Origin of the sequence: Chitinophaga ginsengisoli (assembly GCF_003014595.1) — a bacterium.
Taxonomy (GTDB): domain Bacteria; phylum Bacteroidota; class Bacteroidia; order Chitinophagales; family Chitinophagaceae; genus Chitinophaga; species Chitinophaga ginsengisoli.
On sequence record NZ_PYGK01000001.1, the window covers coordinates 516,469 to 541,966 of the forward strand.

Consider the following 25,498-nt stretch of genomic DNA (forward strand, 5'->3'; position numbering starts at 1 on the left):
CCTGACAAAGTATAACAGTTAACCCCAAAATGTTTGATAACCCCTTAACTTATTGTAAATGGTTAAGGAGTGTGAATGTTGATGAAGCGCACAATTCGATTGTCTGACGAACATATAGTGACCCCCTTTATTGATTTATGAATCATCCTGTTAACCTTGATCAAAAAGGTCCCGCAACTGCGGGACCTTTTTCAATTAATATGGTTTCGGGGCGATTACCGCGTTATTCCCCGGGGAATCACCCATCATTCCCGGGGTTGTCACCTACGTTGTCCAGGGGTTATCACCCCTGGCTACAAACAAGGAGACTCCTACAGAGTCTATTGGTGTTTTGCTTCCCGGTTTATTGCTGGATCAGGGGGGATCGGTCCGCGTTACAAACCTTTAATTCGCTGTGTCAACCCACATGCCGTTTTCCTTAATGAGGGAGATCAGTTCGTCAACAGCCACCTCACTGTTCAATCCCCGTTTCACGACCTCTTTTCCTCTGTAAAGGGTGATCTTTCCTACGCCGCTGCCTACATATCCGAAGTCAGCATCCGCCATTTCCCCGGGACCATTTACGATACAACCCATAATAGCGATCTTAACGCCTTTCAGGTGGTTGGTCACTGCCCGGATCCTCGCAGTGGTCTCCTGGAGGTCAAATAAGGTACGTCCGCAGGAGGGACATGAGATATATTCTGTTTTGGAAATACGCGTCCTGGTAGCCTGTAAAATGCCAAAGGCGATGTTATTGAGTAGTGCATGACCCGGAGCATTCGCACCGGTCGCTTCGCTGATCAGCCACATACCGTCTCCAAATCCATCCAGCAGGAGGGCGCCGGTTTCGGTAGCATAATGTATCAGGTGCTCGTCGGCAGTATTGTCTTCTGCGAAGCATTTCAATATTACAGGTTGCTGTATCTGCCGTTCCAGCAGGGTGATCATCGTACGTCTTACCTCCGGCATGGCATGCTCATTGGAAGAGTGGAGGCAGAGTACAAGGGTATGGTCTTTCGCCATCTGCTGCAGCAGATTTTCCGGCAAGGCTACCCCGGTATTATGATCGATGAAGTTGATAATGGAAGAACGCTCTTTGGACTGCAGGTATTCTTCCGCAGTAAAGAGCGGCATATATTTCTCCTTGTCTGTAGCCCCGTACCAGATGTCATGTGGTACAATCACTTTCAAAGTGCCTGGCAGTGAGAAAGACAGCAGTTCACGGGAGAACAGGTAATCGGCCGCAGCATCAGCAATATTCCATTTGTCGGTATTGGCATCATATTGATAACCGGCTGCCTGCAGATGTCCCGGGGTAATACCGGTGGTGGTACTGAAATCAGCCACAACAACAGGCACCTGTTTACTACCTATGTTATTTACAGCAACGCTTTCGCGGCGTTTATAGTCAAAAGGAGAATAAGGCAGCTGTTCTACGGCAGGAATAGGTGTATGCTCCTGGCGGCTTGTGTAACGTTTCACAAGGTCGCGGCATACGGGCAGTTCAAATTCCGGATCTTCCGTCAAAGACACGCGGATAGTATCGCCAATGCCATCTTCCAGCAGGGTTCCGATACCAACGGCAGACTTGATACGGCCATCTTCTCCGTCACCAGCTTCGGTTACACCCAGGTGCAGCGGATAGCAGTGACCCAGTTGTTCCTGCATGGTATGGATAAGAAGGCGATAAGCCTGTACCATTACCTGGGGATTACTGGATTTCATACTGAGCACGATATTCCTGTAGTGCAGGTCTTCCGCAATGCGGAGAAATTCCATCGCACTTTCCACCATGCCCATGGGAGTATCCCCATATCGGCTCATGATGCGGTCGCTCAGGGAGCCATGGTTAGTACCGATACGCATCGCAGTGCCGTGTTCCTGGCATATTTTCACCAGAGGCGTGAACTGTTTACGGATACGGTCTATCTCTTCCTGGTATTCGCTGTCTGTATAAGTGAGTGTCTCAAACTTCTTTTTATCAACGTAGTTACCTGGATTGATACGCACTTTTTCAACAATACGGGCAGCTATCTCGGCAGCGTTCGGTGTGAAGTGTATATCTGCCACAAGGGGGGTAGTGTATCCCCTTTTGCGCAGTTCATTGCGGATGGGCAACAAATTTTCTGCTTCTTTCTTGCTGGGGGCGGTAATACGCACCAGTTCTGCACCGGCCTCTATACAACGGATAGCCTGTTCCACAGTGCCTTTAGTATCCATTGTATCCGTAGTGGTCATGGTCTGGATACGTACGGGATGATTATTACCGATCAGCAGATCTCCAACCTTTACCTCTAAAGTGGCCAGTCGCTTATATTCCGTTAGTGAATTACAATATAGCTGCATAAAAGAAATCCAAATATCCAGCAAAGGTAATGAATAGAAATCTCGAATGGATCAATTGCGCAGCGCCATCCCCGATCACCAGTCTTTATCAACAGGCACTACCTGTCCTTTAGCCTTCTTCATTTTATCCTGCAGCTTGTTCTCTTCCTGACCTAATGCCTGGAGTAAACGCTCTGCTTCCTGTTTGTTCAATTTGCTTGGCTGTGGTTCAGGTTTCTCGTCCTGCTGTTCTTTATTCTTGTTCTTGTCCTTATTCTGGTTATCCTTATTCTCGTCTTGTTTGTTCTTGTTCTGCTGATCCTTGTTTTGCTGATCTTTATTCTGTTGATCTTTATTCTGCTGGTCCTTGTTCTTTTGATCCTTATTCTGCTGATTCTTATCCTTATCTTTTTTGTCCTTGTTGTCTCCACCGCCACCTTGCTGTTTTTTCAGCATAGCCTGCGCATAAGCCAGGTTATAGCGGGCTTGTTCGTCTGTAGGATTCTGTTTCAGCGCTTCTTTATATGCCTTGATACTCTCTTCCCATTTCTTTCCTTCCATGTAGGTATTACCAATATTATAGCTGGCGTCGCCCTTGCCTTCACGGGTAGGTGCTATCTTAAAGCTGTTGGCGTACTGGGTGCGGGCATCATCATAACGTTTCTGCTCGTACAGGGAGTTCCCCAGGTTATAGCGGCCTTCTACAGACTGCTTGTTTACCTCCAGCGCCTTCTTATAGTTGGCTTCAGCGTCGGTATACTGTTTATTCTTGTACAGATCATTTCCTTTGCGGATATATTTATTTCCGGTCTGGGCGAAAGCGCTCTGGCACAGGCAGATCAAAAGGCCGGCCAGCAAGGTCTGATATGTGAATGTTAGTTTCGTCATGGTTTTTCTGTAGCGGTAACAACAACATTTGGGCGTGCACGGCGCCTGATTTCAGGTATAAAGAACTCGGCCACGAGCAATAACACACTGATAGCCAGGAAATACTGGTAGTAGCTGTTATAGTCAGTGAAGATGTTTTCTCCGAATTCTTTCTGCTCCATGCTATCTATCTTCTGGACCAGGGAATTCACGACCTCTTCGGTATTGTTGTCGAGGTGTTCGTAGATACCCTTTCCTGCGGCGGCGATGGACTTCAGTTCCTCTTCATTCAGTTTGGAAATAACGGTATTGCCTTCCTTGTCTTTTTTGTAGGTGCCAGTTTCAGGATCCGGTAAGGGAGAACCTGTAGGAGAACCTATACCGATGGTATTAATCACAACGCCGTTGTCGAAAGCTGCATTGGCTTTTGAGATAGCGGCTTCGTCATGGTCTTCTCCGTCGGAGATGATAATGAGGGCTTTATGTTTTCTCTCTTTCTTATTAAAAGCATCATCGCTGACCTGGATGGCCTGTCCAATGGCGGTACCCTGTGTAGGAATCATTTCTGGTCCTACGGTAGACAGGTACATTTTGGCGGCAGAGTAGTCTATGGTCAGTGGCATCTGGAGGTAGGCGTTGCCGGCAAATACAACCAGACCTATGCGATCATTATCCAGTTTGTCGGCCAGTTTGGAGATGAGTTGTTTCGCCCTGGTCAGGCGGTCAGGTTTCACGTCGCCCGCCAGCATACTTTTACTGACGTCAAGGGCAATCACCACATCTACTCCTTTCCGGGTGATCTTTTCCATCCGGCTGCCTTTCTGAATGTTGGCCAGACCAATCACGCCGAAAAGGAAGGCAAGGAAGATCAGCAGGAAACGGAAAGTGAAGCGCCTGCGGGAATAGCCCGTAAATAATTTCTCTACAAGTACAGGGTCACCCAGTTTACGAACGGAACGTCTTTTCCACCAGGATATGCTGAGGAATGCCAGTTGCAGTACCAGTAACAGGACCAGTGCCCATAAGTATTCACTATGCTGAAAACGTAACATCATCCAATAAAGATTTCTTCTGCCGGTCATGAGGGAGACCGGACACAGGGATCAAATATAATTTTTTTAGTACGTTTTACCTCATATGCAGGTGTTGATTTAGGAGTTTTTTAACGCTATCAGGGTAGGGAGCGATGGTAGACAAGCAGTTACCGGAAAGGAGGACGGTCAAAGCAGTCGGAAAAACAGGAAGCGGTGAGGAAAGCGGCTATACTGATGGATGGGGGATCTGATACCAGATACCTTATTCTGTGAGATTCCCACTGATAAAGGATTGAGCATTAGTTGGTTGACGGTGGCAAATATGTGAGTAGTGGCGTTTTTCTTATCCCTGGCCAATTGTTGACCGTGGCAACTACAATAAAAGGCATAAAAAAGCCATAGTTCCGCAGGTATTTGACCTGTTCAACTATGGCCTTGAATAGCGTAGTTATTTATTTCATTCCTTCCATGTAACCGGCATCTTTCAGCAGGTTTTTCAGGATGTTCATGCGAACGTTCCTGACATCGAGGGATTTATTTTCTGTATCGAAATTCAGGACAAAGAAAGTAGGATGTCCATTTTCTTCGATCCAACCTGTTATCCAGGCGATGGTTTTAGGACCAACGGTGGCCATACCCGTTTTATAGCTCAGCTCATATTTGTTGGTTTTCTCCATGAGCATGATGGAGCGTACCCATTGCATGGTCAGTTTATGGAAAGGCAGTCCATCGAAGTACAGCTTCTTGACGAAGCCAAGTTCCTCATCCGGAGAGATCTGCAGGCTGTTATCCAGCCAAAAGGTATCTATACGGCTGATCTTCATGTTGCCATACTTAACAGTATCCAGCCAGTGCTGCATAACAGGTTTGGTGATGCGGCGGGCTACTTCCTGGTAGTAAGGAACAGCCGACAGCTGGAAAGCCTGTTTCATACTGAGGGATTGGTTCCACTCCGGAACGGGGCGTACAACACCATCCCATGGAATAACGGTAGCCGTATCTTTCAGTACACCGGTTTCAAGGCCTACCAGGGAGTTGAAGATCTTGAAAGTGGAAGCAGGCACGAAACGTTCCTTTGCCCTGTCAATGTTATACACCTTGAAGGTACCCTGGCTGTTGTTGAACAGCATAAAACATCCCTCAACCTTGTATTCAGCAAAATACTTTTCCCAGTCGTTTTCGATCTTGACGTTGTTCGGAGCGCAGGCATTCGCCAGAATGGCTACCAGCAGGAGTATCCAGCCAGTTCGTTTCATATACATCTTTTTAGTGCTGCAAAAGTAGCTATTTAGGGTAAAACTCGCTTAAAATCGCTTTGAGTTCGTCCCGATCCCTATATCTCCATATCGCTATACCGTCATCTCCATATCACTTTACCGACATCTCTATATCGATTCGATATAGAAATGCCGGTAAAGTGATATGGAAATGACGGTATAGTGATATGGAAGCACAGGGAACAGATACTACCAGAAAGGAACTAGAGACGATTATCGAGGAATGGTTCAGGAGAAAATGAAAAAGGCTGATCCATAGACCAGCCTTTGCAGTTCGTTTTTGATTTTTCTGAAGCTTATTTTCTAATGCAGCTTTCCTTTATATATTACTGTGCAATTTTTTCTTTGATTACCCCGAGTTCCTTACCCACTTTCGTGAAAGCAGCGATGGCCTTATCCAGGTGAGCCTGTTCATGTGCAGCGCTGAGCTGTACACGAATGCGGGCCTGGCCTTTTGCCACTACCGGGAAGAAGAAGCCGATTACATAGATACCCTCCTGCAGGAGTTTGTCAGCAAACTGCTGGCTCAGTACGGCATCGTACAGCATTACAGGAACAATAGGGTGGTCGCCTGGTTTGATATCGAAGCCTGCTTCCGTCATTTTGGTACGGAAGTAACGGGTGTTGTATTCCAGTTTGTCCCTGAGCGCTGTAGTGGAGCTCAACATCTTCAGCACGGAGATGGAAGCACCAACAATGCTGGGGGCTACGGAGTTGGAGAAGAGATAAGGACGGCTACGCTGGCGCAGCATGTCGATGATCTCTTTCTTACCGCTGGTGAAACCACCGGATGCACCACCAAGGGCCTTACCCAGGGTACCTGTAATGATGTCTATGCGGCCCATTACATTACGGTATTCGTGGGTACCGCGACCGGTTTTACCCAGGAAACCGGAAGAATGGCTTTCATCGATCATGACAATCGCATCGTATTTGTCGGCCAGATCGCAGATCTTATCCAGCTGGGCGATGGTGCCGTCCATGCTGAAAGAGCCATCTGTTACGATAATTCGGCTGCGGAGGGAGGCGGATTCCTGCAGTTTAGCCTCCAGGTCAGCCATATTGTTATGTTCATAACGGTAACGCTGTGCTTTACAGAGGCGTACCCCGTCAATAATAGAAGCGTGGTTGAGGGCGTCAGAGATGATGGCGTCCTGTTCATTGAAGAGCGGTTCGAATACACCACCGTTGGCGTCGAAAGCAGCCGCGTACAGGATAGTGTCTTCAGTACCAAGGAATTCTGCCAGTTTCTGTTCCAGCTCACGGTGAATATCCTGGGTACCACAAATAAAGCGAACGCTGCTCATGCCATAGCCGTGAGTATCAATGGCATCTTTGGCTGCCTTGATCACATCGGGATGGCTGGAAAGGCCCAGGTAGTTATTAGCACAGAAGTTAATAACGGTGTTTCCATTTACCTGAATCTCAGCTCCTTGTTCAGACGTAATCACTCTCTCATTCTTAAAGAGTCCGGCGGAGCGTATTTCATCCAGTTCCTGTTGAAGGCGGGCAGTGAATTTTTGGTTCATAAATAGCAGATTTGTAACCTGGTTCAAAGTTATGGCAATAAAAGTATTGCGATTCTGTCACCTATGCAGGCTTTTATGGCGGGGTAGGAAAAAGTTTGACGGGGCTGTAACATTTGGGGACCGCTCTGCGTCATAGTAATGTCTGCACGTTGATCCCGTTAATTTGATCTTGTGTGGTAACGGGGTCCGGACTGAGTTTGAATTTCCGCGCTATTGAAGGATGGCAACAGGCCATGCGGGAACCTGCCGTCCGGAAGCGATACGTGTAGAACGGAAGCGCACAGACAAATAGTGTGGTTGGAATAGAGGGGAAGATGAGTGGATATAAAGTAATTGTCGGACATTAGCACTAAAATCCCGCAACACCGGATGACGGAAAAGGAGTACAATCAATGCGTGGACCTGTACGCGGACAATCTCTTCCGGTTTATTGTTAAAAATTTAGACCATACCGAGGACGCCAGAGATGTTGTACAGAATGCGTTTGAAATATTGTGGAAGCACTGTAACGATGTGCCTTTTGAAAAAGGCAAGTCATACCTGTTTACTGTTGCCTACCACAATATGATAGATCATGTCCGTAAGGTGAAGCGTATTACGCTGGTGGACGATTTCAAAGAAGAAACGAAGATTTCCGAACAACGGATCCACGACGCAAAAAAAGTATTGGAGAAGGCATTGGACAAACTCACGGATGTTCAGCGTTCACTCATATTATTAAAGGATTACGAAGGCTACAGCTATGAGGAAATAGGAGACATTATGCAGCTAAATCCCTCACAGGTAAAGGTTTATCTGCACAGAGCCAGGTTACACCTGAAACAGTACCTGGTGAAGATGGAAAATGTGATCTAGTACGGCTAAACGGAATCAAGTAATATTGCATATTAATTATATGTCTTTGATTTGGCAGTTAATATAAACATATCGAACTACGAGGAATTCCTGCTCAGCGCCATTGATGGTGAGCTGAACGGGGAGGAGATGGCCGCATTGGAAGCCTTTATGCAGCAGCATCCGGACGCCCGGAAGGAACTGGCATTGCTGCAGGCCACAAAGCTGAGCCCTGACGAAGGAATGAGGTTTAATGATAAAGAAGCACTCTATAAAAATACAGGAGCGCTGTCTGCCACAAATTATGAACGCTTCCTGCTGGATTACGTTGATAATGAACTGAGTGTATCTGAAAAAAGGGAGCTGGAAGCCTTGATCAGCCAGCACCCGCATATACAACAGGAGCTGTCGTTATTGCAGACCGCCAGATTAACTCCTGATTTTGCTGTAACATTTGGGAACAAAGCATCGCTATATAGAAGAAGGGAACGTTCCAAAGTACGGCCCCTGTGGTGGTGGAGCGCTGCTGCTGCAGTGGTAGTCGGACTGAGTGTCTGGCTCCTCCCTGGTCAGCGTTCAGGAGAGAATCCGCAGATGGCTGGCAGACAGTCAGTTGCAAAGAAAGATACTCCTGCGGCAAAACAGTCAGCCGATCAGCAGGCGAGCACTTCGTCTCTGGCAGATGCAGGTAACCCGGCAGGCAATTCCGCCGGCGAGGTAGCAAAAACCGCCGCTGCGGATGAGAAAAGAGAGACAAACGCGATTGCCCGGGCTACAGGCGATACCAATGGCAAAACATCCCAGGATAATGTCATTGCTCAGAAAGGGACTGATACCAGGATGAATAAGACTGCTGTACCTGACGTAGCTGTTAATGAACAGAAACAGGAACCCGGTATCGATCGTCAGCCCGATAGCCGCCTGTCAGCACTGGCCAAACTACCGCAACCAGCATCTACTTCCGGCGAAGTAGTGCAGCAACTACAGGAAAAGACCGAACAACAGGAGAATATACTGGCGCAAAACGTAACTGCTGTACAAGATAAAACAACTGTTATGGCAAATGCGGAGAAGATCAATAACGCACCTCCTGCTGCCGCAGCCACACCGGCAAATGGTGAACTGGTGGTGGCCGTGACAATGAATGGCGACAGTAAACTACTCAATGGAGTAGCAAACGTAGCCAGGTTCCTGTCACGTAAGAAGAAATAATCCGATGAATGAATTTTTTTGATATGAAGTGTAAAGTTTTACGCTATTTATTGTTACTACTTATTGTAAGCGTTGGTGCAAGTGCCCAGACCGCCGACAGCCTGGTGGAGACTATCCAGATCAAAGGGCTGATCATTGTGAAGGGAAAAGACACAAAGGGTAAACGCATCTTCAAGGTTTACAATGATACGGCATACGCCAGGGAGAAGTTGAAAAAGAACCTGCAAACCAGATGGTTTGTGGTTGACCTTGGGTTCAATAATTATATAGATCGCAGTGATTATACCGGGGCCGTTGCATTAGCCTTTTATGCGCCCAATGGAGTATCAGATGTCTATAATAAGTCATTTACCTATTCAGCAGCAGGTTTGAATACCCTTGCCCCCCGCGGAGGTAGTGCCCCGCTTACACCGTCTGAATTCAAACTGATTACCGGGAAGTCGATCAATGTCAATATCTGGCTCTTCCAGCAACGGTTGAATATTTATAAACACAAATTGAATCTGATCTATGCCTTAGGCGTCGAAATGAATAACTACCGTTTTGCGAGAAATATTACCTATGTACCAGGATACCCCACCGAGATCATCCGTGACAATGTGAATTTTTCCAAGAATAAGTTGTTCGCTGAATACCTGAGTGTTCCAGTAATGCTGAACTTCAATAGTAATCCGGCCCGCCCTTCACGAGCATTCAAAATGGGAATGGGTGTGATGGGAGGATACCTGGTAAAGGCCCGGACGAAACAGATCAGCAGGGAACGGGGAAAAGAGAAAAAAGTGGATGAATTCAACCTCAACAAGTGGAAATTAAGCCTGACGGGAGATATTGGTTATGGACCTCTCAAACTTTATGGTAATTTTGCGTTAACCCCTTTGCACGATTATGGCTTAGAACAATATCCTTTTTCAATAGGAATACGTTTAAATAGCTTTTAACGTTTTTGGGGGATAAAATTTGTTTAGTATGCGTTCTTTTATTGCTTTTCTGGCCTGTACCGGATTTATTGTATGGGCTCATTCATGTGAAAAGAGAATTGTAGGAGTGAAGGTTTATGCCCATCATCCGGGACAAAATGATGGGCTATCATTTAATGGCCTCTCTTATGAGCGCCCCTTGTTTTTAGCTCATACGGAAACCCCTGTAGCCCTTGATGCACTTTTTGTTAATATCGAGTACGGCCCGACCCTGGAGCACGACTGGAAAAGATAGGCCATTGCTCATCTTTTAATCCCTTTTAACAAATTCCTGTTGCCTCACATCCGGGCATTACCATTATATTTGGTAAATTTTCAAAAACCAATACATGAACCTCATTAAAAAAGCAATCTCTACATTGCTGGTCACCTGTGCTATGTCCACTATCGCAGGGGCACAACAAAAGTATGAGTGGAAGGAGAGCACATCCGGAGGATATACTTATAAGTATATCACCAACGATCCGATGAAAGCACGCTTCTACACACTAAAGAACGGCTTGACCGTTATTCTCAGCGTTAATAAGAAGGACCCACGTATTCAGACCCTGATTGGTGTCCGTGCCGGTAGCAACAACGACCCGCACGATCATACCGGTCTGGCACACTACCTGGAACACCTCCTTTTTAAAGGTACCCAGCAGTTTGGCTCCCTGGACTGGTCCAAGGAAAAACCTTATCTCGATAAGATTGAGGGCCTGTATGATAACTACAATCATACCAGCGATCTATCTGCCCGTAAAACAGTATATCATCAGATAGACAGCGTATCCGGTCTGGCGGCAAAGTATGCCATTGCCAACGAGTATGACAAACTGATGGCTGGAATGGGCTCGCAGGGTACCAATGCACACACCTGGGTGGAAGAGACGATCTATGAAGAAGATATTCCTTCCAACGTGGTAGACAAGTTCCTGACCGTTCAGGCAGAAAGGTTCAAAGACCCGGTTTTCCGTCTGTTCCATACCGAACTGGAAGCTGTATACGAGGAAAAGAACAGGGGCCTGGATAATGACGCCCGCAAGTCTTATGAACTGATGCTGTCTTCCCTGTTCCCAACACACAACTATGGTCAGCAGAGCACCATTGGTACGATAGAACATCTGAAGAATCCTTCCCTGAAAGCGATCCGCGATTTTTATAACGCCTACTATGTGCCCGATAACATGGCCATCGTAATGGCTGGCGATCTAGATCCTGACCAGGTGATCAGACAGGTAGATAAGGCCTTCTCTTACATGCGCTCAAAACCGGTGAACGAATACAAAGCGCCTGTAGAGAAACCAATAAGTGCACCAATAGTAAAAGAGGTATTCGGTCCTGATGCAGAAAATGTGATGATCGCTTTCCGTATGCCAGGCGCATTGGATGTGAAGTCAAATGTACTGCTCTCAGTGGTATCCGAAGTACTGAACAATGGTAAAGCAGGCCTGCTCGATCTGAACATCAATAAACAACAGAAGGTGCTGAAGGCAAGCGCCGGTGCAATGACCTGGAAAGACTATTCTGTGTTCTCCCTGAACGGTACCGCCAAACAGGGCCAGACCCTGGAAGAGGTAAAAGACCTGTTACTGGGACAGCTGGAGATCCTGAAGAAAGGAGAGTTTGACGAGACAATGGTAAAAGCTATTGTGAACAACGCCAAGCTGTCAGAACTGCAGGGACTGGAAAGTAATAACACCAGGGCCAGTTCATTGATGGACGGTTTTATCAAACACAGAGGAAAGAACTGGCTGACAGATGTATCCTTTGTGGATGATATGGGTAAAGTAACGAAACAGCAAATCGTTGATTTCGCTAATAAATACTTTGCCAACAACTATGTGTTGCTCTATAAACGTAAGGGCGAGGACAAAAATATTCAGAAGGTAGAGAAGCCGGCTATTACACCGGTGGAAGTAAACCGCGAGGCACAATCTGTCTTCCTGAAAGAAGTGAACGAAATGCCGGCATCTAAGATCCAACCACTGTGGCTGGACTTTAATAAGGATATCCAGAAGGGTAAACTGGGCGCTGCAGATGTATTGTACGTGCAGAATAAAGACAACAGCCTGTTCCGCCTGTATTACCGTTTCGAGATGGGCAGCTGGAACAATAAACTGTTACCGCTGGCAGCACAGTATCTCCAGTTCCTGGGAACAGATAAATATACTACTGAACAGATCAGTAAAGAATTCTATAACATCGCCTGTAACTTCAACGTATCCGCAGGTACTGATGTCACTACCATCAGCATTAGCGGTTTACAGGAGAACTTTGATAAGGCAGTATCCCTGTTTGAGCATCTGTTGAAGAACTGTCAGCCAAACGAACAGGCATTGACTGCATTCAAAGGTCGTGTGGCCAAAGGTCGTGCAGACAGTAAATTGAATAAAGGCAATATCCTGAAAGGACTGGCAAGCTATGCTATGTATGGTTCAAAAAATCCTTTCAATAATCAACTGAGCCAGGCCGACCTGGATGGTATTACCGCACAGCAGCTGGCAGACATCCTGCATGCTTTACCGGAATATCAGCATTCAGTTATTTATTATGGCCCGCAAACACTGGATGCGGCAATAGCTGCCGTACAGAAAGAACATGTTGTACCAGCGGCACTTAAGCCGGTACCTGTTGCTGTAAAGTTTGATAAAATAGATCAGGGCAGCAACCAGGTACTGTTTACAGACTATGACATGGTACAGTCTGAGGTGAACTGGGTAAGGAACACAGATACCTACAAAGCTGAGAATACGGCACTGGTAGATATGTTCAACGGTTACTTTGGTGGTAACATGGGGTCTATTGTATTCCAGACCATCCGTGAGTCCAAAGCGCTGGCGTATTCTACTTACGCTTATTATGCTACCCCCGACAGAAAAGACGCACGTTATTCTGTAGTAGCCTATGTAGGTAGCCAGGCCGATAAAATGAACGAGGCCATCAATGGTATGAATGAACTGCTGAATGATATTCCGCGTTCAGACAAACTGTTTGAAACAGCCAGACAGAGTCTGAAACAGGATATAGAAACAGAACGTATTACCCAGGACGGTATCATCTTCAACTACCTGGCGGCAAAGAAACTGGGATTGGATACTGATTACCGTAAGACCGTATATTCACAGATTGACGGTATCACATTTGAAAATGTGAAGCAGTTCCATGAGCAGAACATTGCCAAGAAACCGTACACTTATTGTATCCTGGCTTCAGAGAAGAAGGTGAGTGTAGACGATCTGAAGAAGTACGGCGATGTAAAGAAAGTGTCACTGGAAGAAATCTTCGGTTACTAAGCAAAACAGCGATAGTACAAAATACATAAGGGCATAGCCCTATATATTCATGAACCATCCGGTTCCGTACAGAGATCATCTGACGGAAATTCCGGATGGTTCTTTATTTTTGCCATCTGAATTTTTTAACCATTTGCAATAATCAGTTGACACTCAACGTTAACATTAATGCAAAATCCCTGTGAAAATGAATCGCTATTGCTTGTTGATACTCCTGGTGCTGACGCTGAGTGTATCAGGATTTACTACTAATAAAGGTGATGAGGATTACCTGTATAAAGTGAAAATACTGCCCAGTAACATTGATCCTGACAAGGTATTTTTACTGATCGATAAGAGTGACTACCGGTTATATCTTTACGAAGATGTCACACTCCGGAAGATCTACAAGGTAGTTTTCGGAAACAAAGACCAGTCGGCCAAAAGACAGGAAGGAGACCGTTTGACACCCGAAGGCACGTTTCATATACTAAGCAAGAGAGTGGATAAGCTCTGGAATCGTTTTATGCTGCTGGATTATCCGAATGAGGCATCCTGGAACCGGTTCCACCAGATGCAGGACGATGGAGAACTTCCTGCCGGCGCTACACCTGGTGGTGGTATAGGCATTCATGGCGTGGAATGGAATTCCGGTATCAGGGACAACTATGTGGAAGGCCGTATTAACTGGACCCTGGGTTGTGTAAGTATGAAGAATGCGGACGTCAGTGAACTGTATGAGATTATCAAAGTCGGGACGCCTGTTGTAATAAGACGTTGATGCTGTAATGCACATAGCAGTGTGCATGTTTACCTTTACTATAAGAAACGCATTCGTAGATCTTACATGCTATTCATGATTAAGAACGGTGCCACTATGGCCCTGGCCAGGAGCATTGTAGTGATACCGGGCGCGACCTGGTATCATGATTATCATAAAGGCGGATGTTGGTCTTGTGAAGCACGCTTCATTCGGGTGGAGCGTGCTTTTTTTATTGGTGTATTTCCTGGAAAGTAAAGTTATCTGGCTGCCAGAAATTCCCGTACGTGTTGCTTCCATTTTGTTCCTTCTCTTCTGCAGAATGATTGGTGCCCGCATTCTTCAAAAATAACCAGCTCTTTTTTCTTCGTACCGAGATGCCTGTAAACGCTGAGCGTCTCCTGCCTGGTAACACGGTTGTCATGTACGCCCCAGCATACCAATGCGGGCATGGTAATGCTTTGTGCATACTCTTCCGGATTGTAGCTGAAGCCCCAGAATCCATTCTCTATACCTCCCCAGAAAGTAAGCAGCTGAGAGAACGGTGTACCGGGTAACCCTACTGCCCGCATCCTGCCTTTAACAGCGTCGGTAAGCGTGGCAAAAGAGCATTCCAGTACTACTTTATCAGGATGCAGGTGATAGGTAGGTACTGCTCTCAGAACAGCCGCTGCTCCCATACTAACACCCCATAACACGATATGTTTTTCTCCTTTTTTCTCCACAAAGTTGTAAGCCAGCATCACGTCTTCCGCCTCTTTATATCCGACAGTACACACATTGCCTTCACTGTTGCCATGCGCACGAAAGTCAACCAGCAGTGTATTATAGCCAAGCTTCTGAAAGTACGCCGCTTCTGGAATAGGTCCTTCCTTGCTGCCACCATAACCATGGAAGAGAATAACAGTGCCTTTGGAAGAAGGAATGGGCATCCACCATCCTTCCAGTTGTAAGCCGTTACTGGTGGTCAGATGAATGGTTTCGTAAGGAACGTCGGGAGTATGCCTGACAATGGATTTTGAAATACGTACGCCCAGCAGCAATATCTGCGCCTTTTCGAGGACACTCATTTGTTCGGGCAGTTTATTTCTGAAGCTACCAGCTGCATAAAAATGAGTGAACTTCCAGGCATGGAAAGCGGCGATGATATTCAACAATACGAATAAGACAAGGAGTACGCGAAGGATGCGTTTCAGTAGCTTCATGGGGTAAAAGTAAAAAAAGCGGGTATATCAATTGCTGATATACCCGCTTTTTTACAAAGGTTGTTGATAACTGCCTTGAATATCAGTAGCTATTAATACCCTACATTCTGATGGATATTTGGATAATTTTCAAGCACTGACTGAGGAATAGGCAATAGCGCATTTTTGTCCTGATATCCTTTGCTGCCAAGTACTTCCTTGGCTTTATTATAAAGTACCAGGCGGGCGAAACGGAAACCTTCTCTATACAATTCTTCCTTGTACAGCGCAGTTAATTCAGTCCTTGCGGCATCAAGCGTTGCTAATGTGATAGCAGGTTTTTTACCTCTTGTGCGTACAGTGTTGATCGCCTCATTTGCACCGGAAAGGTCTTCTGATAAGATCTTGCCCATAGCTTTGATCAGATACGTTTCTGTATAACGGATAGCCGGACAGAAATTAACTGTCAGTCCGCCGCGAACAAAGTAATCTTTAAAAGGAGTGTTCATATTCGCGGTAATATCCCAGATGATCTCGTTGCTCGCAGGAGCGGTAAAGACTTTCGCTGAGTCGGTCAGTGCATACTTTTTGGTGGCAATAACTTTATCTGTATAAGTGAGAGCATCGCTACCGTTTATTTCCAGCAGTGCTACCCTGGCCAGCAACATATTGGCAGCAGCAGCTGTCATGTACCATGGTTTGGCAGCAGGGGAAGCATCCGGCAATGACGGTATCGCATCGGTCAGGTCTTTTTTGATATTGTATCTTGTCAGGTATATGCTGCCGGGGGAAATGCCTGCGGGCATCAGCAGCGCATCTGTCATTGGCAATGTTCCAAAATAATTTTGCAGCTCAAGGTATAAAAATGCGCGGAAGCCTTTGAGCTGTGCAATAATAGCAGCTTTATCTCCTTGTATGCCATTGAGGCTGGCTAACATTCTGTTTAGCTGAAGAATGCTGGCATAGTGGTTCTTCCAGACATCAGTGATAATACTATTGGCGGCTGTAAATGTAAACTGGTCCAGTTCGCAAAAGCCGGTTGGCAGGTTGGTGATCTGGCAATCTGCCTCATCACTGAGCACGCCATCCAGCATTACTGCCTGTTGGTGAGCAGCACTGATCTTTGGAAACTCGTTTGAGAATGCAGTCTCCACTGCCGCGAGTGTGGTATATGCGTGATTGACAGTAGAGCCGATCAGCGTCCTGATGGTATTAACGGAATCTTTTTTTACAATGAGTTTGAAGAATGGCGCAGCAGCTACATCATTGTTGTTAATGATACCATCACCATTCAGGTCCCTGTATTTGAAGTCGCCAGGGAGTACATTGTCCTGTATTGGTTGCTGTGGATCTTTGATCTCTGCTTCTGACTGGAAAACGGTATCAGACACCCGGGTCATATTCTGGGCATCGCGCCAGGTATTGGTTTTGCCGTTTTTCGTGGCTACCATGAAATACTCGCCTTCAGGAATGTCTTTGAAGGAAGCCACACCACTGCTATTGGTGGTAGCAGTATAGGCAGGTTTTTTAGTCAGGTAATCCTGTTGCGATGCATATAGTTCTACGGTTGCGCCATCAGCCAGTGTTCCTTTAGGTTGCTCTGGGCTCCATTGTGTGGCATCCCATACAGTAACGCTGGCAGTTGGTTGTTGCGGTGTTTCAGGTTCAGGTTTTACATCGTTGTCGTCTTTGCACGCCCACAGACTGCATGACAAGGCAAGGAATAATAATTTCTTCATAAATGTTGGTGTTGGGAAAACGTTAATTCACGAGGTTTTGTGAGTTGTTGTCCTGTTATATATTGGTTTTAGGTATAGGTTTTCCTTTCTTTCGGGTTCACAAAGATACAAAAAAAGGGCCAAACATGTTGACCCTTTTTATAATATGAATATTATTTCTCCGTTAGAGTTTTCCTCTTTTGATCTCTTCTACCACTACTGGATCGAGCAGGGTAGAGGTATCGCCCAGGTTATCCAGTTCTCCTTCAGCTATCTTACGCAGGATACGACGCATGATCTTTCCGGAGCGTGTTTTCGGCAGGCCGCTTACAAACTGGATCTTGTCTGGTTTGGCAATCGGGCCGATGATACGGGATACTGTCTGGAGGATATCTTTCTTGGTTAGTTCAGGATCGTGTACCTGTCTTTCTGTAATAACATAAGCATAGATACCCTGGCCTTTGATATCGTGTGGATAACCTACAACGGCACTTTCCACTACACCGGCGTGCATGTTAATAGCGTTTTCCACTTCTGCGGTACCGATACGGTGTCCGCTTACGTTGAGCACATCATCTACCCGACCGGTGATACGATAATAGCCATCTTCATCTCGAAGACAACCATCCCCGGTGAAATAGAGATTTTCGTAGGTTGCAAAGTAAGTGGTACGGCAGCGTTCGTGATCGCCATAAGTGGTACGTAACATACCAGGCCATGGGAATTTGATGCAGAGGTTACCATTTACGTTATTGCCTTTCACTTCTTTTCCATTCTCGTCAACGAGGATCGGTTGTATACCTGGCAGTGGCAAAGTAGCATAACCGGGTTTCTCTTTGGTAATGCCGGCAATCGGCGTGATCATTATACCACCGGTTTCGGTTTGCCACCAGGTGTCAACAATAGGACAGCGCCCTTTACCAATGTGGTCTTTAAACCAATGCCATGCTTCTTCGTTAATAGGTTCGCCCACGCTGCCGAGTTTCTTCAGGGAGCTGAGATCTTTATGATTTACCGGACCCAGACCGTAACCCATCAGGCTGCGGATAGCAGTAGGAGCGGTGTATAGTATATTGACGCGGTATTTATCTACGATAGACCATAAGCGGCCTGCATCGGGATAGGTAGGCACACCTTCAAACATCAGGGTGGTAGCGCCGGCGCTGAGGGGGCCGTATATAATGTAGCTGTGACCGGTGATCCAGCCTACGTCTGCGGTACAGAAGTAAACTTCACCTGGCTGGTACTGGAAAGTATTGACAAAGGTATAGTTGGCATATACCATGTAGCCTGCGCAGGTATGTACAACGCCTTTAGGCTTGCCGGTAGAACCGGAAGTGTAAAGGATGAAGAGCATGTCTTCTGCGTCCATTTCTTCGGCAGCACAGGGCGGATTGCCCATGGTTTCCACCTGTTTGATCTCATCTTCCCACCAGAGGTCGCGGCCTTTTATCATGCTGACAGGCGTGCGGGTGCGGGTGCATACAATTACTTTTTTAACGGAAGGGCAGCCTATGAGCGCATCGTCAATGACAGATTTCAGCGGGATGTCTTTATTGCCGCGGAAAGCACCGTCGCAGGTAATAACGAGGCTGGCCTGTGCATCCTGGATTCTGTCGGCGATAGACTGGGCGCTGAAGCCGCCGAATACTACGGAATGAATAGCGCCTATGCGGGCGCAAGCCAGTACGGCAATAGCCAGTTCAGGTATCATCCCCATGTATATGCAGACACGGTCGCCTTTTTTGACACCGTTATTTTTCAGCACATTGGCAAACTGGCATACTTTGTTGTAAAGATCGCGGTAAGTGATAACACGGTGGCGCTCTTCGGGGTCATTGGGTTCCCAGATGATGGCAGGGGTATTTCCAAGGGTGCCGAGATGACGGTCGAGGCAGTTTTCTGTGATGTTGAGTTTACCACCGGTAAACCATTTCACATCGGGGTCTTTAAAGTTCCATTCCAGCACTTTATCCCACTTCCGGCGCCAATAAAAGTGATCAGCTACATTCGCCCAGAAACCTTCCGGGTCCATTACGCTTTGCTGATAATTCTGTTGATACTCTTCTAAGCTCTTGATCTGGTACGGGTAAGCCATAGCTTGCAATCAGTTTTTGTTGGTCATAAAGTACGTGTTATCAATAATCTGCAGCTTAAATTTAGTAAAAATGGGCAATAGTCAATAGGAATCCTGCGTATGTGCAAAAAGTGTAAGAAGGAGTTTGGTAAGGGGTTTTACTATTTTAGACAGCTGAAAGAAGGGAAGTTAACTCTAAAGGGCATAGGCATGAACGTCCGGAATTTACTTACTTCCTGGTTGGTTTTTTCCTGTACTTTTCACAGTACTCCCAAAAGCTCTCGTACACTTCGTCAAGAACTGCCATGATTTTTTCTTTTTCCGCATTGCTAAGGTTGGGAGTAATCCTTTCTTTGTCACTACCGGGCTTTAGTGCGCTGCGCATCTTACGATAGAATGTAGGGATGCTCCAGGAGCATTCCTCACATACACGTTCGCGAAAGTAGATAGGCAGATTGATCATCCTTGAATGCACATCCTGTAATAAATTGATCGGATGCGACGTCGAGGGCATTGATTTTTTCATTTTGCTAAATTTTGATTAAATGTGTTACCGATTAAATTGAGAGTATTTCTCAGTTGTACTAATTATCATTGTGATATAAGCAAATATATTTATAAACATATTACCTCAAAAAAAATTGCACAACTATATTTATTCGTTTTGCAAAATGTTATTTAGCAGATAATTATATAGTATACTTACTGTGTTACGAGAAAAAATGTAAACATTTTTATCAGGAGAGAATTGTAAACGTAATTGTTTTCTGAAAATGATATCGAAATGGTATTATCAGGGTGATAACTATATTGTCTATATGAATTTCCAATTGTGATAATGAAATGGAAATTATTATTATATTGTATGAATTGCGCACCAATGCAATCCACTGTTTAGTAAAATATAGTATACATGTCCAGGTTAATCCACATGGGCCAACGCCTAAAACAAATATTAAAACAGAAGAAAATAAAGATAGTCGACTTTGCCGACATGGCCGGCTTCACCAACCAGATTGCGCATTATCACTTGCGTAAAAGTGATATGAAGCGGAGCACACTCGAAAAATTTTGTGAGATTATCAGTATCACTCCCGAAGAATTTTATGAATGGAACAGCGTCCCTTCTTCCAATGGTGAGAAAGGAAATGAAAGCACAGTATTACATCACGGTGGCCGGCTGATGGAGCTGATCGGAGAAAGGGGACTGAATAAAACGAGGCTGGCGAAACGCCTGGGCATGAGCAGGAGAACGATGTATAATCTTTTCGAAAAGGAAATTTTCGGAGCTGAGGAACTGGATAGAGTGGTCAGAGCCCTTGAGATGACAACCAACTCTTTTCTTCATCCCGGTACAATGGAAGACTCCAGGCAGGCGGAAAATGATGAAATGCTTGCTCTCCGGGAAAAATATTACAAGCTGCTGGAAGAGCATAACCAGCTGCTGAAAAGTTATTCTTCTCTGAAAGAAGGGCTTGAAACCGCCAAGAAGGACATTTTGCAGTTACGTAAACAGGCCCGTTCAAAAAAAGGATAAGTCAGGAAGAAAGCATATCTGTTTAAAGACCTATACACATACAATAACCATATTCTTTTCATTTTCAACCCACAACACACAGAAAGTGATTCCCAGGTTTTTTATCGTGTAATGAAATTATTATAGTTTTACGTGAATTACTATAATGATAATGGTATTATCAAACGTGCTTTGATGAACTATCTGCCTAATGCATTTGACCCTCCTGTGTGGTACCTCGTAATGCCCGTTTGCGGTGCTGCAGATCAGGTATTTACCGAAAAACGGTATGCCGATATCCTGGCCGCCAGGTTAAATAATGACCAGCGGAATGCCTTAATAAAGGTGGAGGATTATACTTTTATGCCGTTTGCCGTACACCTCATCATACGGGAAGTAGCACTTTCTGCAGATATGTGGTGGCCTGCATTTATGCACGCTATCCTCGAGGAACTGAATAAAAAGTGGCCCGGAGGAGGTTTATCATGGTGTGATGACACCTCCGAACGCATTGCCGATGCGGAAGCATTTGAACACCGGGCCTACGAGCTGTTGTACCTGCCAGTCTGGAAAGGGCTGGCCACAGACCCCGAAGGTTATGCCTATAATAGCATCAACAACAGGGCGAAGATTGACCTGTAGGCTTATAATAACAAGGCGCCTACTTCTTCCCAGCTGTTGACCCTTTTGAAATCAGTTATATTCACGTTATGCGGAGCGGTGAACATCAGTGCTTCTCCTTTGAACGGCTGCAGATTTTTTACGTGGTCGTCTATCATATAGTCTGCTTGCACAATTGTCTTGGATCCACAGAACACAATATTCTGCCAGCCGATAAACGGATAGAACTCTTCCAGCCATTCCAGCTTTTCCGGTAATGAATTAGGAAACTCCATTGCGGCAGATACGATGAACACTTCGTGTTTGTCATACAACGCTTTGATCACTTCCTGACTGTCTTTTATAACAGGCTTGGTCCTGAAGAATCCCGGCTCATACAAGAACCCGCGTATCACTTCTTTGCCATGGGGAAATCCGGATGTTTCCGGTTGTCCATATAAGGTCGCTTTATCTACCTGTACGCCATAGCGTTCGGCATACCAGTTAATATATTGCTGGGTGGTATCTGCCATAACGCCGTCCATGTCGATTGCAATTCTTGCCATATTCTGCTGTTTTTTGCAAAGTTAGCTATTTAACTGAAAGTACATAGCATGTTATTGCAAAATGTTTCATATTTTCGCAGGAAATTGCAATATTATGCTGAAAGAAGAGCGGTTTGATTATATACTGAAGAAGCTGCAGACAGACCATAAGGTATTGCATACAGAGCTAAGTAATGATCTGCAGGTATCTGAGGATACCGTGCGGCGCGACCTGGAGGTTCTGGCCCAGAATGGGCTGCTGATCAAGGTCAGAGGAGGCGCTATTCCGCATTCTCCCAATCCATTTGCCTTTAATGAGCGTATCAATATCCATGAAGACGATAAGCGGGCCATTGCCACCAAAGCCTTGTCTTTCCTGCATAATGGTCAAACCATTATCATGGACGGAGGTACCTCGACCTATGCCCTTGTAAAGCTGTTCCCTCCTTCGCTTCAGCTGACGGTAGTGACGCCAAGTATCCCCATTGCGATGCAATTAATGGAGCATCCGGAGGTAGAGGTGATACTCACCGGCGGAAGGATCTTCAAGAGTTCTCAGGTCACTTCCGGTCTTGATACCATCAGGATGCTGGAAAAGCTACGGGCCGATATTTGTTTTATGGGGGTATGTAGCCTGCATACCGAAGTAGGAGTGACAGGTCCGGATATGGACGAAGCAGCGGTGAAGAATGTGATGGTGCAGTCGGCCAATAAGGTCATTGCACTGGTAACCAGTGATAAGATGGGGACTGCAGAGCCCTATAAGGTATGTAACATAACAGCTATGGACACAATTATAACAGACGAAGCCGGCCTGGCACTGGCCGCACCTTACCGCCAGCTTGGAATAAATGTTATCTGACAAACAAGAAAGTTTAAGTATTTCAAAGCCAACAAGTATGGAATTGACAATCGGTCATTCGCACAAAAGAACTACACGTATTGCCGTGAGCGCCCTGTTTTTTCTGACAGGACTATGTTTTGCCAGCTGGGCCTCCAGGATTCCAGCCATCCAGGAAAAGTTGCATCTCTCTGAAGGAGCCTTAGGTAGTATGCTACTGGCCTTACCTATCGGTTCTATGTTATCAATGCCAGTGGCCGGAGTGCTGGTAAGTAAATACGGCAGCCGTCATGTACTGATGATAGCCGGTCTGTTATACGCAGGAGTATTACCAACACTGGGTTTAGCCGGGGAAAGCTGGCAGCTGTTCTGTTGTCTGGTATTATTCGGTTTCTGTGGCAACATGGCCAATATCGCTGTCAATACACAGGCCGTGCTTGTAGAGGCGATGTATGGCCGTTCTATTATGGCTTCCTTTCACGGACTCTGGAGTCTGGGCGGATTTACCGGTGCGTCAATTGGTTCAGGTATGGCAGCACTGGCAATAGTGCCTTATCAGCACTTCCTGTTTATCATGGTGCTGGGCATCGCTATTGTGGGTGTGGCTATCAGATATGCCGTAACACATGATGCGCCCGCTGGTGGAGAAAAGACCCCTTTGCTTGCCTGGCCTGACAAGATACTGCTGACGCTGGGTGTCATCGCTTTTTGTTCCATGATCTGCGAAGGAACGATGTTCGACTGGAGCGGTGTGTATTTCAAAAAAGTAGTACTGGCCTCAGAGAAGACTGCAGGTCTGGGGTATACCGCATTTATGAGTACAATGGCAGCTTTCCGCTTTGTAGCCGACTGGCTGACCGTACGTTTCGGTACCAAAAGGATGTTGCAGTTAAGCGGCGGCCTCACCGCAGGTGGATTGCTGATAGCAGTGACATTGCCCTACTTCGCTACTGCCATATTAGGCTTCCTGCTGGTAGGTGCAGGTGTGTCTTCTGTAGTACCGCTGGTATACAGTGCGGCAGGCCGTAGTAAACCATCTTCTCCAGGTATGGCGCTGGCAGCTGTATCTACGATAGGCTATCTCGGCTTCCTGGCAGGCCCTCCGTTAATCGGTTTCATAGCACAGGCTACGAGTCTGCGTATTTCTTTTACGATTATTGCTTTGATGGGGATGTTTATAGCGGTGATGAGCAAGAAAGTGAAAGCCTAACAGGTGTAGATCAAAACATGATCATTCCCGGCAAACGGTCCCGCCTGAGACGGAGCGTGTGTTTGTAGCGCGGGCTCATAACATCAGGAACATAATATAATCATTCCCGGGCGATCGGCTCCGTAGGTGCCGTTTTGTTTGTAGCCCCCGGTGCAACCGGGGGATCGGGGAGAACCGGGAGGAATTGGGGTTTTAGAAAAATAGATGGGCTGATCATTATGATCAGCCCATTGCGTATTGTGAAATAAAGAGATGATTATTTTTTAACAAGTTCCACTGTATAGGAAGTATTATCAAGCCGCACCAAGGTGACCGTTTGAGGGGTCATTTCCAGGATCTTCACCTGATAGGAATAAAAGTTATCAAACTCAAGCCCATTATTATCTACCACGATGGTCATGATCTTTGTTTCGGCATTGAATGACCATCCGCCTTTTTCGAGTTTGCTGATGGTCTGTGTACCATAGCTCAGCTTATCGCAGGTGGAATTGTCCAGGATAACACGGGAGAGCGTAGCAGAGAATAACTCACTGTATTCATTCATATCAGTGAACATCAGGTCGTATTTGGTAACTGCAGTTATGGCCGCGATACCGGGAAAACAGGTCTGCTGATTATTCAGGCAGTATTGCACCTGGTTATTCACACAGGCAAAATTGGTCCGGGAGGTGTCCGGAATATAGTAGTTCTGCCATACCCCATTGGCATCTGTTTTCCTGTTTACTTTCCAGGTACCGACAAAATCCTGGTAGTCTGCAATACCATTCTGGCTGTGAATGCGTACATGCGCTGGTACCTGGTTGCTGACATGACCCAGGGAATCGTAAGCGGCATAGGTGAGGGATAGTGTATCGCCTACAATGTATTTCGGTAATTTGATAATGATGGAGGAGTCAACATAATCCCCCTCACGGAACAAGGAACCCTGCACCTGAGGCGCTTGTCTGTAAAAGCCACGGTTGGCGGCATAATCTATCTTGAAATACCCGCCACTTCCATTAATGGACACATAGTAGCCTTTAATGGTGGACTCATAATAACTAAAAGAAGGTTTAATCACGATATAACGGCCGCTGATCGCGTCTACAATGTTTTTATTTTCGACCAGAACAGGGGTACCACTCTCGGATGTTGCCGCAGGTATGCTGCCTTTGCTGGCAATACCGAATGCCACTTTTACTTTGGTAGCCAGTGCAGATCTGTCGCTGAGGTAAACAGTATCAATTTTTGTAGGTGTTTCACCGCCACCTTCATCGTCTTTAGTGTCTTTTTTGCAGGCATAAAATGCAAGACTGCATGCCAGCATCCCGAAAAATAGAACTTTTTTCATCAGGTATCAGGGTTTGAATTAATGATCAGATTTATAATTACTGTTATTTAAAAAAGTACGATCTAATGCTCATCGTTCGTTTACAAGTGTCTCTTAATCTCTAAAATATTGCCACCCATTTTAATCATAAACATAATATGAAGAATAAATCATATTATATACGTTCACCTTCTCTTCCGGGATTTCGCTACGGTATTAAGGAATCATGTTTTTTCATACCGGGTCTCAAAAGCGCAATAACAGTCTCGGCATAAATATATGTGTTTTTCCGGATATGTGGGAATCCGGGATTGGAAACAGAGAGTGTGCCGGCCGAAATATGGGTATTAATATTATTCGTTGGGCTAAGGTCTTGTCAGTAAAGGATTTGCAGTGCGGGCCTTCTGAAGACGTTAAATTTAATTGCAACAATAAATTTTGAAACCC

General features: G+C 45.8%; 21 protein-coding genes. 10 read left to right on the forward strand and 11 right to left on the reverse strand.

Going from position 1 to position 25,498, the window contains the following annotated elements:
• Window positions 1–384: 384 nt before the first annotated feature.
• The 5 genes from ispG to kbl all read right to left on the reverse strand — a co-directional run bounded on the left by ispG (window position 385) and on the right by kbl (window position 7,014).
• A complete protein-coding gene (gene ispG, locus CLV42_RS02215) occupies window positions 385–2,328 on the reverse strand; it encodes a (E)-4-hydroxy-3-methylbut-2-enyl-diphosphate synthase (protein WP_106600261.1) in 1,944 nt (647 codons plus the stop codon).
• A gap of 75 nt (window positions 2,329–2,403) precedes the next feature.
• Complete coding sequence (locus CLV42_RS02220; protein WP_106600262.1) at window positions 2,404–3,195, reverse strand: tetratricopeptide repeat protein; 792 nt, start codon at window positions 3,193–3,195, stop codon at window positions 2,404–2,406.
• Window positions 3,192–4,229, reverse strand: coding sequence for a VWA domain-containing protein (locus tag CLV42_RS02225; protein ID WP_106600703.1), 1,038 nt, complete (start codon window positions 4,227–4,229; stop codon window positions 3,192–3,194). The genes CLV42_RS02220 and CLV42_RS02225 overlap by 4 nt, the downstream gene beginning before the upstream one ends.
• 431 nt (window positions 4,230–4,660) lie before the next feature.
• Window positions 4,661–5,464, reverse strand: a complete 804-nt coding sequence (blaOXA, locus tag CLV42_RS02230; RefSeq protein WP_106600263.1) for a class D beta-lactamase — start codon at window positions 5,462–5,464, stop codon at window positions 4,661–4,663.
• A 347-nt stretch (window positions 5,465–5,811) separates the two neighbouring features.
• On the reverse strand, window positions 5,812–7,014 hold the full coding sequence (gene kbl, locus CLV42_RS02235) for a glycine C-acetyltransferase (protein ID WP_106600264.1): 1,203 nt from the start codon (window positions 7,012–7,014) through the stop codon (window positions 5,812–5,814).
• Between the two features lie 369 nt (window positions 7,015–7,383).
• Between kbl and CLV42_RS02240 the strand changes: the two genes are divergently transcribed.
• From CLV42_RS02240 to CLV42_RS02265, 6 genes are all read left to right on the forward strand, one after another.
• Window positions 7,384–7,869 carry an RNA polymerase sigma factor gene (locus CLV42_RS02240; RefSeq protein ID WP_106600265.1) on the forward strand — a complete coding sequence of 162 codons (486 nt, stop codon included), beginning with the start codon at window positions 7,384–7,386 and terminating at the stop codon, window positions 7,867–7,869.
• A 51-nt stretch (window positions 7,870–7,920) separates the two neighbouring features.
• Window positions 7,921–9,060 (forward strand): anti-sigma factor family protein, encoded by a 1,140-nt coding sequence (locus tag CLV42_RS02245; RefSeq protein WP_106600266.1) that lies wholly within the window; start codon window positions 7,921–7,923, stop codon window positions 9,058–9,060.
• A gap of 23 nt (window positions 9,061–9,083) precedes the next feature.
• Complete coding sequence (locus tag CLV42_RS02250; protein ID WP_170117361.1) at window positions 9,084–9,998, forward strand: outer membrane beta-barrel protein; 915 nt, start codon at window positions 9,084–9,086, stop codon at window positions 9,996–9,998.
• A gap of 28 nt (window positions 9,999–10,026) precedes the next feature.
• Window positions 10,027–10,272: a hypothetical protein gene (locus CLV42_RS02255; RefSeq protein ID WP_106600268.1), complete on the forward strand. Its 246-nt coding sequence runs from the start codon at window positions 10,027–10,029 to the stop codon at window positions 10,270–10,272.
• A 94-nt stretch (window positions 10,273–10,366) separates the two neighbouring features.
• The gene (locus CLV42_RS02260) at window positions 10,367–13,312 is read left to right on the forward strand and encodes a M16 family metallopeptidase (RefSeq protein ID WP_106600269.1); all 2,946 of its coding nucleotides are present in this window, start codon (window positions 10,367–10,369) and stop codon (window positions 13,310–13,312) included.
• 187 nt (window positions 13,313–13,499) lie between these two features.
• Entirely contained in the window at window positions 13,500–14,072 is a 573-nt protein-coding gene (locus tag CLV42_RS02265; RefSeq protein WP_106600270.1) for a L,D-transpeptidase family protein, read from the forward strand.
• Window positions 14,073–14,311: 239 nt separating this feature from the next.
• Here CLV42_RS02265 and CLV42_RS02270 read toward each other — a convergent pair whose 3' ends face one another.
• The 4 genes from CLV42_RS02270 to CLV42_RS02285 all read right to left on the reverse strand — a co-directional run bounded on the left by CLV42_RS02270 (window position 14,312) and on the right by CLV42_RS02285 (window position 19,556).
• Window positions 14,312–15,256: an alpha/beta hydrolase gene (locus CLV42_RS02270; protein WP_106600271.1), complete on the reverse strand. Its 945-nt coding sequence runs from the start codon at window positions 15,254–15,256 to the stop codon at window positions 14,312–14,314.
• A 92-nt stretch (window positions 15,257–15,348) separates the two neighbouring features.
• On the reverse strand, window positions 15,349–16,974 hold the full coding sequence (locus tag CLV42_RS02275) for a RagB/SusD family nutrient uptake outer membrane protein (RefSeq protein WP_106600272.1): 1,626 nt from the start codon (window positions 16,972–16,974) through the stop codon (window positions 15,349–15,351).
• A gap of 163 nt (window positions 16,975–17,137) precedes the next feature.
• A complete protein-coding gene (acs, locus tag CLV42_RS02280; protein WP_106600273.1) occupies window positions 17,138–19,051 on the reverse strand; it encodes an acetate--CoA ligase in 1,914 nt (637 codons plus the stop codon).
• Window positions 19,052–19,259: 208 nt separating this feature from the next.
• Entirely contained in the window at window positions 19,260–19,556 is a 297-nt protein-coding gene (locus CLV42_RS02285) for a hypothetical protein (protein ID WP_106600274.1), read from the reverse strand.
• Window positions 19,557–19,943: 387 nt separating this feature from the next.
• Between CLV42_RS02285 and CLV42_RS02290 the strand changes: the two genes are divergently transcribed.
• The gene (locus CLV42_RS02290; RefSeq protein WP_106600275.1) at window positions 19,944–20,567 is read left to right on the forward strand and encodes a helix-turn-helix domain-containing protein; all 624 of its coding nucleotides are present in this window, start codon (window positions 19,944–19,946) and stop codon (window positions 20,565–20,567) included.
• 132 nt (window positions 20,568–20,699) lie between these two features.
• Window positions 20,700–21,188: a hypothetical protein gene (locus CLV42_RS02295; protein ID WP_106600276.1), complete on the forward strand. Its 489-nt coding sequence runs from the start codon at window positions 20,700–20,702 to the stop codon at window positions 21,186–21,188.
• Between the two features lie 2 nt (window positions 21,189–21,190).
• On the opposite strand, the gene CLV42_RS02300 is transcribed toward CLV42_RS02295, so the two are convergent.
• Window positions 21,191–21,712: a 5' nucleotidase, NT5C type gene (locus tag CLV42_RS02300; RefSeq protein WP_106600277.1), complete on the reverse strand. Its 522-nt coding sequence runs from the start codon at window positions 21,710–21,712 to the stop codon at window positions 21,191–21,193.
• Between the two features lie 94 nt (window positions 21,713–21,806).
• Here CLV42_RS02300 and CLV42_RS02305 point away from each other — a divergent pair, with 94 nt between their 5' ends.
• Both CLV42_RS02305 and CLV42_RS02310 read left to right on the forward strand, forming a co-directional pair.
• The gene (locus tag CLV42_RS02305) at window positions 21,807–22,553 is read left to right on the forward strand and encodes a DeoR/GlpR family DNA-binding transcription regulator (RefSeq protein ID WP_106600278.1); all 747 of its coding nucleotides are present in this window, start codon (window positions 21,807–21,809) and stop codon (window positions 22,551–22,553) included.
• A gap of 37 nt (window positions 22,554–22,590) precedes the next feature.
• A complete protein-coding gene (locus CLV42_RS02310) occupies window positions 22,591–23,742 on the forward strand; it encodes an MFS transporter (RefSeq protein ID WP_106600704.1) in 1,152 nt (383 codons plus the stop codon).
• Window positions 23,743–23,998: 256 nt separating this feature from the next.
• Here the strand turns inward: CLV42_RS02310 and CLV42_RS02315 are convergent, their stop codons facing one another.
• Window positions 23,999–25,072 (reverse strand): hypothetical protein, encoded by a 1,074-nt coding sequence (locus CLV42_RS02315; protein WP_146154298.1) that lies wholly within the window; start codon window positions 25,070–25,072, stop codon window positions 23,999–24,001.
• Between the last annotated feature and the right edge of the window lie 426 nt (window positions 25,073–25,498).

Bases quoted from the DNA above. Each gene is read 5' to 3' on its own strand.
- ispG (WP_106600261.1), bottom strand. From the start codon at position 2,328: ATGCAGCTATATTGTAATTCACTAACGGAATATAAGCGACTGGCCACT.
- CLV42_RS02220 (WP_106600262.1), bottom strand. From the start codon at position 3,195: ATGACGAAACTAACATTCACATATCAGACCTTGCTGGCCGGCCTTTTG.
- CLV42_RS02225 (WP_106600703.1), bottom strand. From the start codon at position 4,229: ATGATGTTACGTTTTCAGCATAGTGAATACTTATGGGCACTGGTCCTG.
- blaOXA (WP_106600263.1), bottom strand. From the start codon at position 5,464: ATGAAACGAACTGGCTGGATACTCCTGCTGGTAGCCATTCTGGCGAAT.
- kbl (WP_106600264.1), bottom strand. From the start codon at position 7,014: ATGAACCAAAAATTCACTGCCCGCCTTCAACAGGAACTGGATGAAATA.
- CLV42_RS02240 (WP_106600265.1), top strand. From the start codon at position 7,384: ATGACGGAAAAGGAGTACAATCAATGCGTGGACCTGTACGCGGACAAT.
- CLV42_RS02250 (WP_170117361.1), top strand. From the start codon at position 9,084: ATGAAGTGTAAAGTTTTACGCTATTTATTGTTACTACTTATTGTAAGC.
- CLV42_RS02255 (WP_106600268.1), top strand. From the start codon at position 10,027: ATGCGTTCTTTTATTGCTTTTCTGGCCTGTACCGGATTTATTGTATGG.
- CLV42_RS02260 (WP_106600269.1), top strand. From the start codon at position 10,367: ATGAACCTCATTAAAAAAGCAATCTCTACATTGCTGGTCACCTGTGCT.
- CLV42_RS02265 (WP_106600270.1), top strand. From the start codon at position 13,500: ATGAATCGCTATTGCTTGTTGATACTCCTGGTGCTGACGCTGAGTGTA.
- CLV42_RS02270 (WP_106600271.1), bottom strand. From the start codon at position 15,256: ATGAAGCTACTGAAACGCATCCTTCGCGTACTCCTTGTCTTATTCGTA.
- CLV42_RS02275 (WP_106600272.1), bottom strand. From the start codon at position 16,974: ATGAAGAAATTATTATTCCTTGCCTTGTCATGCAGTCTGTGGGCGTGC.
- acs (WP_106600273.1), bottom strand. From the start codon at position 19,051: ATGGCTTACCCGTACCAGATCAAGAGCTTAGAAGAGTATCAACAGAAT.
- CLV42_RS02285 (WP_106600274.1), bottom strand. From the start codon at position 19,556: ATGAAAAAATCAATGCCCTCGACGTCGCATCCGATCAATTTATTACAG.
- CLV42_RS02290 (WP_106600275.1), top strand. From the start codon at position 19,944: ATGTCCAGGTTAATCCACATGGGCCAACGCCTAAAACAAATATTAAAA.
- CLV42_RS02300 (WP_106600277.1), bottom strand. From the start codon at position 21,712: ATGGCAAGAATTGCAATCGACATGGACGGCGTTATGGCAGATACCACC.
- CLV42_RS02305 (WP_106600278.1), top strand. From the start codon at position 21,807: ATGCTGAAAGAAGAGCGGTTTGATTATATACTGAAGAAGCTGCAGACA.
- CLV42_RS02310 (WP_106600704.1), top strand. From the start codon at position 22,591: ATGGAATTGACAATCGGTCATTCGCACAAAAGAACTACACGTATTGCC.
- CLV42_RS02315 (WP_146154298.1), bottom strand. From the start codon at position 25,072: ATGAAAAAAGTTCTATTTTTCGGGATGCTGGCATGCAGTCTTGCATTT.